10 protein-coding genes are annotated in these 11843 nt (G+C 69.5%); 5 read left to right on the top strand and 5 right to left on the bottom strand.

Annotation, left to right across the window (positions count from 1 at the left end):
* Positions 1-298 precede the first annotated feature (298 nt).
* The 3 genes from ABTZ89_RS27000 to ABTZ89_RS26990 form a co-directional block, all read right to left on the bottom strand.
* On the bottom strand, positions 299-1594 hold the full coding sequence (locus ABTZ89_RS27000; RefSeq protein WP_351049740.1) for a M20 family metallopeptidase: 1296 nt from the start codon (positions 1592-1594) through the stop codon (positions 299-301).
* A gap of 65 nt (positions 1595-1659) precedes the next feature.
* Positions 1660-2418 (bottom strand): EI24 domain-containing protein, encoded by a 759-nt coding sequence (locus tag ABTZ89_RS26995; protein WP_351049735.1) that lies wholly within the window; start codon positions 2416-2418, stop codon positions 1660-1662.
* Between the two features lie 78 nt (positions 2419-2496).
* Positions 2497-2706: a hypothetical protein gene (locus ABTZ89_RS26990; protein ID WP_270951821.1), complete on the bottom strand. Its 210-nt coding sequence runs from the start codon at positions 2704-2706 to the stop codon at positions 2497-2499.
* Between the two features lie 164 nt (positions 2707-2870).
* Here ABTZ89_RS26990 and ABTZ89_RS26985 point away from each other — a divergent pair, with 164 nt between their 5' ends.
* Complete coding sequence (locus ABTZ89_RS26985; RefSeq protein ID WP_270951822.1) at positions 2871-3893, top strand: iron-siderophore ABC transporter substrate-binding protein; 1023 nt, start codon at positions 2871-2873, stop codon at positions 3891-3893.
* Positions 3894-3954: 61 nt separating this feature from the next.
* A complete protein-coding gene (locus tag ABTZ89_RS26980) occupies positions 3955-4449 on the top strand; it encodes an Lrp/AsnC family transcriptional regulator (protein ID WP_351049730.1) in 495 nt (164 codons plus the stop codon).
* A 119-nt stretch (positions 4450-4568) separates the two neighbouring features.
* Here the strand turns inward: ABTZ89_RS26980 and ABTZ89_RS26975 are convergent, their stop codons facing one another.
* Complete coding sequence (locus tag ABTZ89_RS26975) at positions 4569-5999, bottom strand: gamma-aminobutyraldehyde dehydrogenase (protein WP_502949602.1); 1431 nt, start codon at positions 5997-5999, stop codon at positions 4569-4571.
* A gap of 180 nt (positions 6000-6179) precedes the next feature.
* On the opposite strand from ABTZ89_RS26975, the gene ABTZ89_RS26970 reads away from it, so the two are divergent.
* From ABTZ89_RS26970 to ABTZ89_RS26960, 3 genes are all read left to right on the top strand, one after another.
* A complete protein-coding gene (locus tag ABTZ89_RS26970) occupies positions 6180-7553 on the top strand; it encodes an APC family permease (protein WP_351049728.1) in 1374 nt (457 codons plus the stop codon).
* Positions 7554-7647: 94 nt separating this feature from the next.
* The gene (locus tag ABTZ89_RS26965) at positions 7648-9033 is read left to right on the top strand and encodes an aspartate aminotransferase family protein (protein WP_351049725.1); all 1386 of its coding nucleotides are present in this window, start codon (positions 7648-7650) and stop codon (positions 9031-9033) included.
* A gap of 313 nt (positions 9034-9346) precedes the next feature.
* Positions 9347-10174 (top strand): hypothetical protein, encoded by an 828-nt coding sequence (locus ABTZ89_RS26960; RefSeq protein WP_351049722.1) that lies wholly within the window; start codon positions 9347-9349, stop codon positions 10172-10174.
* A gap of 48 nt (positions 10175-10222) precedes the next feature.
* On the opposite strand, the gene ABTZ89_RS26955 is transcribed toward ABTZ89_RS26960, so the two are convergent.
* Entirely contained in the window at positions 10223-11209 is a 987-nt protein-coding gene (locus tag ABTZ89_RS26955; RefSeq protein WP_351049719.1) for a PLL family lectin, read from the bottom strand.
* Positions 11210-11843: the final 634 nt, after the last annotated feature.

Raw genomic sequence — 11843 nt, 5'->3', positions numbered from 1 at the left:
GTTCGCCCATGCTCCCCCCATCCGGGTACCGCCCCGGATCCCGGGTTCCCGAGGTCCCGCAAATTCAATGGAAATCAGAGGTCCAATTTCCATTGAATTTGCGGAAGTTCTCCGCAGATCGGGGTCAGGTGTCCACATCCGTCGGCATGTCGGGTCCCGACACGCCGGTGGAGCACAGTTTCAATTGAAACTGCAAACCCCACCCGACCAGGGGAACGCCGCGAGGCGCCCGCGACCAGTGGTCGTCGCGGATCGTCTACGAGTCGAGCCTCATCCGGCTCGGCTCGCCGTGACCGGCTCAGTCGAAGTACGCCACCACGTCGAGAGGTCCTCCGGCGGCGGCGAACTCGGTCTCGACCGCCTGGCGGAGACCAGCGTCCACCAGGTAGTCCACTGTGGTCAGGGCTAGGCCGATGGCTCCGTCGATCACCGCGCGGTCTCCGGCTTCCGAGGCTGCTGCGGCAGCGAATTCTTCCGTGTGGAGGGCCAGGTTCGGGTCGCCGAGGCCGATCATCGGGTGGATCGCCGGGACGCGGTAGCTGATGTTGCCGAGGTCCGTCGAGCCCGTCAGGTACTCCGGGACCACGCCGCGCGGCAACGACGTCCGGCCGCGGCGGGCTTGGTGCGCGGCCCAGCGCGCGGCCAGCGCGTCGTTGTGCCGGATCGGCAGGTAGGCCGGGTTGTTGTCCCAGTTCAGCTCGACGCCGCAGCCCGTCATCGACGCCGCGCCGTGCGCGATGGCCTCGATCCGGGACGCCAGGTCGCGCAGCGATCCGGGCTCGGCGGAACGCACGTAGAACAGCGCCGCCGCGCGGTCCGGCACCACGTTGGGGCGCTTGCCGCCGTCGGTGATGATGCCGTGCACGCGGTCCGTCGACGGCATGTGCTGGCGCATCGCCGCGACGCCCTGGTAGGTCGCCACCACCGCGTCGAGGGCGTTGCGCCCCATGAACGGTTGCGCGGCGGCGTGCGCGGCCACGCCGTGGAACACCACCTCGAGCTGGCGGCGCCCGAGGAACGGGTGGGTGGCGATGTCGTGCGAGAACGGGTGCAGCATCACCACGGCGTCGACGTCGTCGAACAGCCCCGCTCGGGCCAAGTGCTCCTTGCCGCCACCGCCTTCTTCGGCCGGGGTGCCGAACAGGCTCACCCGTCCCTGCGCCATCGCCGACGCTGCGGCGAGGAACCCGCCGACCGCTGCCGAGCAGATGATGTTGTGCCCGCACCCGTGCCCGATGCCGGGCAGAGCGTCGTACTCCGCCAGCACCGCGACGTGCGGCCCACCGGTGCCCGCGACCGCGCGCAAGGCGGTGTCCAGCCCGCCGACGCCCACCTCGACGTCGTGCCCGTGGCGCTGCAGCAGCTCAGCGGCCTGCGCGGCCGACCGGTGCTCGGCGAAGGCCTCTTCCGGGTGCGCGTGCAGATCCCGGCTCAACCCGACGAGTTCGTCCGCATGGCCGTCCACCCACGCCTCGACCTCGGAGCACAGCTCCGCGCCCGCCCCGGCGTGCTCGGAGCGGATCGGCTCAGCGGCGGCCACGGCCCGCTCGGTGGCGGCGGATACGGCGCGGAGGTAGGAGTCGTCCGGCTGCACAGGCTTCGTCACACCCCGACTCTAAAGCCTGCTCGCTCCCCCACCCCGCATCGAAATGCCTGGGCTCAGCGCCGAGCCCCGGTTCGGGCGGGGTCGAGGACCTGGTGAGCCAGGAGGGTTCCGCCGACCACCGCCGACGGGATCACCACCAGCTGCAGCACCGGGATCAGGCACAGCAGGTACGTCGGCAGGCCGAAGCCGAACACCGCCGCCCGGTGCTTGCGCAGTTCCCGGCGCCGGTCGGCGAGCTTCAGGCCGCGCCGGGCGAAGACCAGGCCGACCATCTCCACCGCGACCAGCCACGCCCCGAACAGCGCGCCGAGCACCAGCGCCGCGATCTGCCCGGCCACCGGGATGAACCCGATCGCGAACAGCGCGATCGCCCCGACCAGCGCGATCAGCACCAGCTTCACCGAGTCCTGCACCCCGCGCCCGATCTGCCGCAGCACGCCCGCGCCGTCGTCGGAGGTGTCGAGCCCGAGCTCCTCCTCCGCCTTCTCGGCGATGTGCTCGTAGAACGGTCCGCCGACGAGCAGCGTGATCGCGATGAACGACACCGAGGCCAGCAGCGCGGCCGAACCGACCAGCGCGATCCCCACCAGGATCCGCAGCGCTCGGCGTCCGACATCGCCCCAGCCGTCGGCGAACGGTGTCATCCAGCTGACCAGGTCACCGCTGGAGTAGATGAGCGCGCCGAGGCAGCCGAGCAGCAGCGCGGCGCTGATCAGCGCGGGCAGCGCTCCGAGGACCAGCAGCTTCGGTCGGCGCGCGATGATGCCGAATCCGGTGCCCAAGGCGCGGGATCCGGCGAGGAACGAACTCATCAGGGCGTGTCTCCAGTACGGCGTTGATCGACGGCCACCGTACCGGCAGCGGAGGACGCCCCGGAGCGGATCGGGCGATCAGCGCACCACGCGATGGCGCTTGTGCCGCGTGGACTTGGGCGTGCGGGCGCCGAACGGCCCCGGATTCCGCCGGTCGGGCCGGTGGTTGGCGTGCAGCTCCACCAGCAGGACGTCGGGGTTCTCCCCGGCGTAGCTGCGCCAGAGCATCCGCAGCAACTCGTCCTCGGTGAGCACCCAGCGGCGGTCGAAAACGTCATCGTCACTCATCGCGACTCCAACGCCAGTTGTTTGCGCGCAGAACGTGCGTTCGCTCCCCGCCAACGATACGCCTCCGCGGCACCCGGGTGATCCGGTTCACCAACGGATCACCCGCAAGCCGAGTTAGGTTAGCCTTCCTTACAACGAAATGTCGGACTACGAAGGACGCGGAGATGACTCCTCCCCCAGCTCTTGCCAGCAGCAGGTTCGGCCGCCGGGGCTTCCTGATCGGCGCGACCGGCGTGCTCGCCGCCGCCGGGCTGGCGGCCTGCGGCACCAGCGGCGCCCCGGGTGAGGGCGACGCCCCGCAGGGCGGACCGGGCTTCCCGACCAGCATCCCGAACCGGTACGGGACCGCGGAGATCAAGGCCGCCCCGCAGCGCGTCGTCAGCCTCGGCATCACCGACCACGACGTGCTGCTGCCGCTGGGCGTCATCCCGGCAGGGCTGACCCAGTGGGGCCCGTGGGCCAGCGGCGTCGGCCCGTGGGTGGAGCCGATGCTGCGCGGCGAGAAGCCGAAGATCTTCGGCAGCGAGGTCGACGCGGAGGGCGTCATCGCACTGGCCCCCGACGTCATGCTCGCGCTGCAGAGCGCGCTGACCCAGGAGCAGTACAACCGCCTGACCAGCTTCAACCCGGTGGTGGCGCAGCCGCCGAACTCGATCGACTACGGGGTGAACTGGCGGGTGCAGGCCGAGACGATCGGCCAGGCGCTGGGCAAGCAGGCGGAGGTCGCCAAGCTCGTCGCCGACACCCAGGCGCGCATCGACCAGACCCGCGACGCGAACAAACTGCTCCAGGGCAAGACGCACGTCACCGTCCGCACCGACTCGGCGGGCACCTACGCGGCCTACACCAAGCAGGACGCCCGGACCGCACTGCTGGAGCAGCTGGGCCTGCGGTTGTCCCCGGCCATCGAAGGCCTGGACAGCGGCGGCAAGTTCAACGTCAAGATCAGCAAGGAGCAGGTCTCGCTGCTGGACGCCGACGTCGTCATCGTCACCACGGCGAAGGCCACCGACGTGGACGCGGTCCGAAACGACCCGCTGCTGAACAACCTCCCGGCGGCCAAGCGCGGCGCACTGGTCCTGCTCGACGACTACGACCTGACCATGGCCCTCGGCTCGGCCACGGTCTCGAGCATCCCGTTCGCCCTGGACCACCTCACGCCGAAGCTCGTCGATGCGCTGAGCTGACCCGCGAGTCTCGGGGCACCGGCTTGCACCGGGGGGCTTGCAGCAGCAACGATGCTGTGCTGTGAACCGCAAGTCCCAGGAGCAGGACAGCTCCGACGCGAAATCGCCCGTGCCCGTGGACGAGTTGTCCAAGCAGATCATCGAGCAGTTGCAGGAGGACGGCCGGCGGTCCTACGCCGCGATCGGCAAGGCCGTCGGCCTGTCCGAGGCCGCGGTGCGACAGCGCGTGCAACGGCTGCTGGACTCCGGGATGGTGCAGATCGTCGGGGTCACCGATCCGCTGCAGCTGGGCTTCCTGCGCCAGGCGATGATCGGCGTGAACGTCTCCGGCGACGCCCAGCTGGTCGCCGACGCGCTCGCGGAGATCCCGGAGATCGAGTACGTGGTGCTCACCGCCGGGTCGTTCGACCTGCTCGTCGAGGTGGTCTGCCGGGACGACGAGCAGCTGCTGGAAGTGATCAACCGGCGGATCCGCAGCCTGGACGCGGTGACCGGCACCGAGACCTTCGTCTACCTCAAGCTGCGCAAGCAGACCTACGCCTGGGGCACCCGCTAGAACGCTGAGCGCCCGTTCTTGATCCTGAGTTCTGGTCTTTGTCTTTGATGCGCCGCCAGGCGCATCACCCACCCTCGCCACTCGCACCGCCACGCAGGACGAGTGCTTCAGGCAGGTTTTCAGCCCAGGCTGGACATCACGTGCTTGATGCGGGTGTAGTCCTCCAGGCCGTACATCGACAGGTCCTTGCCGTAGCCGGAGTGCTTGAACCCGCCGTGCGGCATCTCCGCGACCAGTGGGATGTGGGTGTTGAGCCACACCGTGCCGAAGTCCAGCTCCGCGCTCGCGCGCATCGCCCGCTGGTGGTCGGCGGTCCACACCGACGAGGCCAGGCCGTAGCGGACCCCGTTGGCCTTGGCGTAGGCGTCGTCCTCGTCGCTGAAGCGCTGCACCGTGAGCACCGGGCCGAAGATCTCGTTCTGCACGATGTCGTCGTCCTGGCGCAGGCCGGAAACCACCGTCGGAGCGTAGAAGTAGCCGCGTTCCCCGACCCGGTGTCCACCACAGTGGACGGTCGCGTGCTCGGGCAGCTGATCGATGAAGCCGGCAACCTTCTCCAGCTGCGCGGCGCTGTTGAGCGGACCGTAGAGCACGTCGGTGTCGCTGGGCGGGCCGGTCCGGGTGTTGCGCGCCTGTTCGACCAGCGCCGCGACGAACTCGTCGTGCACCCCCTCCTGCACCAGCACTCGGGTCGCCGCCGTGCAGTCCTGCCCCGCGTTGAAGAACCCCGCGGCGGCAATGCCCTCTGCCGCCGCAGCGACGTCAGCGTCGTCGAAGACCAGGACCGGCGCCTTGCCGCCGAGTTCGAGGTGGACGCGCTTGAGGTCCTGCGCCGCTGATCCGGCCACCTCGATCCCGGCGCGCACCGAGCCGGTGATCGAAGCCATCTGCGGCACCGGGTGTTCGACGAGGCAGCGCCCGGTGTCGCGATCCCCGGTGACCACGTTGAACACCCCGGCGGGCAGGTGTTCGGCGGCGATCTCGGCCAGCAGCACCGTGCTCGCCGGAGTGGTCTCGGACGGCTTGAGCACCACGGTGTTGCCCGCGGCGAGCGCGGGCGCGATCTTCCAGATCGCCATCAGCAGCGGGTAGTTCCACGGCGTCACCTGGGCGCAGACGCCGATCGGCTCGCGGCGGATCATCGAGGTGTGGCCCGCCATGTACTCGCCCGCGGCGCGGCCTTCCAGCACCCGCGCCGCACCGGCGAAGAACCGCAGGTGGTCCAGCACCATGGTCATCTCTTCGCTGTGGGTGAGCTCGACCGGTTTGCCGGTGTTCTCGCACTCCACGCGCACCACCTCGGCCGCGCGGGCTTCGACAGCGTCGGCGATGCGCAGCAGCGCCGTCTGCCGCTGCGCCGGGGTGGTGCGCCGCCAGCCGCGGAACGCCTTGCCCGCAGCGGCCATCGCATTGTCCACATCGGACTCTCCGGAGAGCGCCTGGGCGGCGTAGACCTCCCCGGTGGCCGGGTCGATGACGTCCAGGGTCCGCCCGTCGACCGCAGGCACGCGACGGCCGTCGATGAAGTTGTCGAACACTTGCCGGCCCACACGACACCTCTTTCAGCGTTGCACTACTGATTCAGTTGCGAACATGTTGACTGACAACGCTTTCAATCGCAATAGGCCGCAATAGATGCTTTTTTCGTTGCCAATCTCTTGACGCTGCACAGGCGGCCACTTTCAATGGGACGCCACGCCCCGGATCCCCTCTCCCCCAACGAGGCCCTCATGTCCTGGACGAACGAGGCCGCGTCGCCTCCTGCTGCCACCAGACCGGAAAAACTGCCCAGGGTGCTGACCGTGTTCGGCGGCGTCCTGCTGACCCTGTCCTGCGTCACCCCGGCGTCGTCGCTGTTCATCGTGGTTCCACCACTGGTGCAAACGCAGGGCACCGGTGTCGTGCTGACCCTGGCGCTGGGCGCGCTGGTGTCCCTCGGCGTCGCGTTCTGCTACAGCGAACTCGGCACCCGGTTCCCGCACGCAGGGGGCGAATATTCGATCGTGGCCCGGGTGCTCGGGCGCGGCGCCGGGTGGATCACGTTCGTGATGAGCCTGGCGATGATCGTCGTGGTGCCACCGGTGATCGCGCTGGGCACCGCCGAATACCTGAGTTCGCTGGTCGAGCTCGACACCGCCACCACCGGCGCCGTCGTGATGCTGCTGGCGACCGCGACCGCCGTGCTGGACGTCCGGTCCAACGCGCTGGTGACCGGAATCTTCCTGGGCATCGAGGTGCTGGCCGCCGCACTGGTGGCGGTCCTCGGCTTCTCGCACGCCAACCGTCCGCTGAGCGCCCTGACCGAGCCGACGATTCCGGACGCCGCAGGGAGTTCCGCGCCGTTCACGACGACCGTGCTGCTGACGGGATTGGCCGTCGCGATCTTCACCTTCCAAGGCTTCGGGAGCGCGGTCTACCTGTCGGAGGAGCTGCGCGACCCGAAGCGCAGCGTCGCGCGCACGGTGCTGTGGTCGCTGCTGGCCGCGGTGCTGATCATCGGCCTGCCCACGGTGGCGATCGTGCTGGGCGCTCCGACCGACGCCGATCTGGCCACCGCCGACTTCCCGGCGATCGTCGAAGCGTGGGGCGGGCCGGTGCTGTCGACCTTCGTGAGCCTGGCCGTGGCCGCGGCGATCCTGAACGCGGTGATCGTCATGGTCCTGCAGAACGCGCGGGTGCTCTACGCCTCGGCACGCGACCAGGCGTGGCCAACCCGGATGAATCGGGCGCTGTCCCGGCTGCACCCGCGCTGGAAATCGCCGTGGGTGTCGACGCTGCTGGTCGGCGTGCCCGGCGCCGCGCTCGCCGGACTCGTGGACGTCGAAGCACTCATCGGCCTGACCGGCGTGATCGTGGCCGCGCTCTACCTGCTGATCGCGATCGCCGCGCTGCGGGTCCGCCGGTCGCGCCAACCGGAGGCGTGGCGGATGCCGCTGTGGCCGCTGCCCGCGCTGGTCACCGCGGCAGCGATCGCCCTCGCCCTGGTCAACCAGGACGTCGCGGACCTGCTTCTCACCGCCGCACTGGCGGCCTTGGCCGGGGCGTACTACGCGGTGCACCTGCGACGACGTCATGACACCCACTGGGTGATCAACGACAACTAGATCAGTTGTTGATATGACCTTCAACAACGTTTTCAGTTGCTATCGTTCTCTTATACGATTGATTTCGAAGACCACAATCGATGCGAGGTTGATCATGACCGCGACGGAGCACCCTGCCGCGAACCGCACGCTCGGCGACCGGGCACGGGACCACCTGTGGCTGCACTTCGCCCAGCACGGCGGCTACGCCGACAGCGAGATCCCGGTGATCACGCGCGGCGAGGGCCCCTACGTCTACGACGAGCGCGGCAAGCGCTACTTCGACGGCCTGGCCGGTCTGTTCGCCGTCCAGGTCGGGCACGGTCGCGAAGAGCTCGCCGAGGCGGCGGCGCGGCAGACCAAGCAGCTCGCCTACTTCCCGCTGTGGTCGCACGCGCACCCCGGCGCCGTCGAGCTCGCCGAGCGGATCGCCGCCCAGGCCCCCGGCGACCTGAACCGGGTGTTCTTCACCAGCGGCGGCGGCGAAGCCGTCGAAACCGCCTGGAAACTGGCCAAGCAGTACTTCCGCAAGACCGGAAAACCCGGCAAGCACAAGGTGATCAGCCGGTCGCTGGCCTACCACGGCACGTCCCAGGGCGCGCTGTCCATCACCGGGATCCCCGGCGCCAAGCAGGACTTCGAGCCGCTGGTGCCCAGCGCCATCAAGGTCCCCAACACCAACTTCTACCGGGCGCCGGTGTTCGCCGACGACTACGAGGCGTTCGGCGTCTGGGCGGCCGAGGAGATCGGCCGCGCGATCGAGCGGGAAGGCGCGGACACGGTCGCCGCGGTGTTCCTGGAACCGCTGCAGAACACCGGCGGCTGCTTCCCGCCGCCGCCCGGCTACTGGCAGCGCGTCCGGGAGATCTGCACCGAGCACGACGTGCTGCTGGTCTCCGACGAGGTGATCTGCGCGTACGGCCGGCTGGGCCACGACTTCGGCGCGAACCGCTACGGCTACCAGCCGGACATCATCACGGTGGCCAAGGGGCTCACGTCCGGCTACGCCCCGCTCGGCGCGATGATCGCCGACGAGCGGCTGATGGCGCCGTTCCTGTCCGGTGACAGCAGTTTCACGCACGGCTCGACCTACGGCGGGCACCCGGTGGCGTGCGCGGTCGCCATGGCCAACCTGGACCTGCTGGAGTCCGAGGACCTCTACGGCCAGGTCCGCGCCAACGAGGCGAACTTCCGCGCCACCCTGGACAAGCTGCTGGACCTGCCGATCGTCGGCGACGTCCGCGGCGCCGGGTACTTCTACGGCATCGAGCTGGTCAAGGACGCGGCGACCAAGGAGACCTTCACCGCGGCCGACGCCGAGCGCGTCCTGCAGGGCTTCGTCTCCCCCGCGCTGTTCGAAGCGGGCCTGTACTGCCGCGCCGACGACCGCGCGGAACCGGTGATCCAACTGGCCCCACCGCTGATCTGCACCCAGGACCACTTCGACGAGGTCGAGCAGATCCTCCGCTCCGTCCTCACCGAAGCCTGCACCAAGCTCTGACCCGCCCTCCCGCAAATTCAATGGAAATCAGACCTCCGATTTCCATTGAATTTGCGGAAGTTCTCCACAGCCCGGACGACCTGTCCACACCCGTCGGCATGTCGGGTCCCGACACGCCGGGGAACCGCAGTTTCAATTGAAACTGCGGAACCCAGGCACGGCGGATCACAGTTTCCATTGAAACTGTGGTTCCCGTGGGCGCAACGATGACCCGATCCGGTGAACACGTGTGGGCGGTGTGGCGGATTGGGGCGGGCGGTGATCGTCTTGGTGGTTCACTTCCTCCTCGATGTCCAGATCGAGGAGGACCTCCGTGGCCGTTTGCGTCCGCCTAGTGACCCTGCTGCTCGCATTCGTCCTTGCCGCACTGCCGATTCCGGCGAGCGCGCAGGGGAGCACCGGCCGACATTGCGCGTCCACTTTGGACTGCACTGCCGCCGAGCTGGAGGCGATGCCGCTGACCGAGCGGCTCGCGTTCGTCCGCGCCGTGCAGGACCGGGTTTCGGCCGAGTACATCCCGGGTTTCCGGCACTGGCGCAACATCGAGGGGATCATCGGCTTCTTCATCGAGAAGGGCTTCGGCGAGCGGGGCTCCTGGGTTTCGCACGTCGACGCCGGGATCCTGGAGGGCATCGAGCGCGGCACCGCGATGGCCCTCGGCGTCTCCGATGACGACGGCGGCAACCCGGGATCGCACCTGTGGGCCGACTACCTCCGCCGCATGCAGCGCGGCGAGCTGACCGATCGCTGGACGCACGACCCGGCGTGGGGCAACGCCGAGCAGGCCTCGACCGAGCACGGCGTGCGCCTGGCCGAGGCCAACGGCGCCCGCCCGACCCGGGTCGACTGGCAGATCTACCAGTTCAGCGAGTTCTACCGCTGGATGCTCCGCAACCCCCAGTCCGCGCTGCTGATGCTCAACGAGAACCTGGGCCAGACCACGGGAATCCCGCTGGCCCCGGTCGACTTCCTGCGCTGGTTCACCGACGTGACCACGCCCGTCCCCACCCACCGAGGCGCCCACGTGGCCCACGACCTGGCCCTGCCGAGCCCGGTCGGAGCCCCGATCAGCATCCTCCAGCTCTTCCTGGCCTACGCCCCGGAACTCACCCGCGCGTACCAGGAGGACACCGCGCACTGACCGGTGGACGGGCGCTTCCACCGCGAAAGCGCCCGTCCACCAACGAGATCAGGCCTTCAGCGAGTCGACCAGCTCCTGCCAGGGCGTCCACGGCGCCCCCGGCCCGGGCTGGCTGGCGGTCAGCATGTCCCCGCCGCGACCAACGCCGAACAGCGAGCACGCCCCGTCCGGACGGCTCACCGCCACGGGATCGCCTTCCAGCTCCCCGCCGAGGTTCGCCCACGCGGACCAACCGCCCTGCGGCCCTTCCTGCTCGGCGGTCAGGACCTCGCCGGACGTGCTGCGCACGAACACCGACAGCTTCCCCTCCGGGCCCACGGCCACCGCCGGGGTGCCGGCGAAGTCACCGCCGAGCCCGGACCAGAAACCGCCCTCGCCCGGGTGCGACATGACGTAGAGCTGCTGGTCGTTGCCGACGGCGAACAGCACGACGACGCCGTCGGGCAGCGTGACGACCGCCGGATCGTCGACCATGCTGCCGCCCAAGCCCTGCCACGCCGACCAAGCGGCGCCCGCAGTGCCCTGCGTCGACACGACGATCTCCTGCTGGGAGTTGCGCGCGAACACCGAAACGGTGCCGCCCGGCCGCAACGCGACCGCGGGCCGACCGATCAGCTCGCCGCCGAAGTCGTCCCACTCGGTCCAGTGCCCACCGCGACCGGCCTGCGCGGTGCCGTAGAGCTTGCCGTCCCGCCCGACGGCGAACAGCGCCAACGCACCGTCAGGCCGCACCACCGCAACCGGATCGGCGGCGATGTCGCCCCGCAAACCGCTCCACGGCCCCCACTTCGCGCCGGGCTGCGGACACGACGAGGTGATGATCTCGTCGTTGCTGTTCCGGGCGAACACCGACAGCCCACCGCCCGGCTCGCGCACGACGACCGGGTGCCCGACCGGCTCCCCACCGATCCCGAGCCAACCGACCCAGTCCCCACCGGGAGCGACCTGCCAAGCGGTGACGGCTTCCCCGGAAGTGCTGGTGGCGAAGGCCGAAAGGGCCCCGTCCGGCCCAGGGATGATCCAAGACCCGAACACAGCAGGCACCACCCGCTCCGGCGGAGCCGGAGGCTGAGGCGGAGCCGGCGGAGGCACCGGAGGCTGCCCTTGCTGCGGCGGCTGCCCCGGAGCCGGGGGCTGCGGCGGAACGGGCGGCTGCTGCGGCGGAGCCGGAGGCTGACCCGGCGCGGGCGGCTGCGGCGGCGGAGGTGGCACCGGCGGTTGTCCAGGAGGTGGCGGTGCCGGGAACGACCGAGCGGTCTCGTCGAGGAGCTTACGAGCTTCAGCCTCGTGCTCGTCGTATTTTCCCCGGAGGTCCCGCCGAGGTTTCTGCACATCCGCAGCGATCTGACCAGCTGTGCGGTTCGGATCCTGGCGCTCTTCTCTGACCGCAGCCTCGAAGAACTTGTGCGCTGCGTAGTTCACGTTCAGCACTTGCTCAGGGGAGCCCCACCCCATCGAAGGGCGTTGCTGGAAAACTCCGAGCGAGTCCGCGTCGCGCGCTCCGTCGAGGTTCGACATCCTCGATTCGACGAGACCGGTTTCGAACGCTGCGAGCATCAGTTTGTCGGAAACCTGCATCTCCTTGCCCACCAAGTAAACGGTGCGCATGACTTCAGGATCAGGTGGACCGGGAGGCCCGAAACGCGCAGGCGGGCCAGGAGGAGCCGGC

The sequence above is a fragment of the Saccharopolyspora sp. NPDC002686 genome, from assembly GCF_040295745.1.
Taxonomy (GTDB): domain Bacteria; phylum Actinomycetota; class Actinomycetes; order Mycobacteriales; family Pseudonocardiaceae; genus Saccharopolyspora; species Saccharopolyspora oryzae.
The sequence above is the reverse complement of the archived record's forward strand: the minus strand, read 5'-3'. Positions and strand labels throughout refer to the sequence as shown.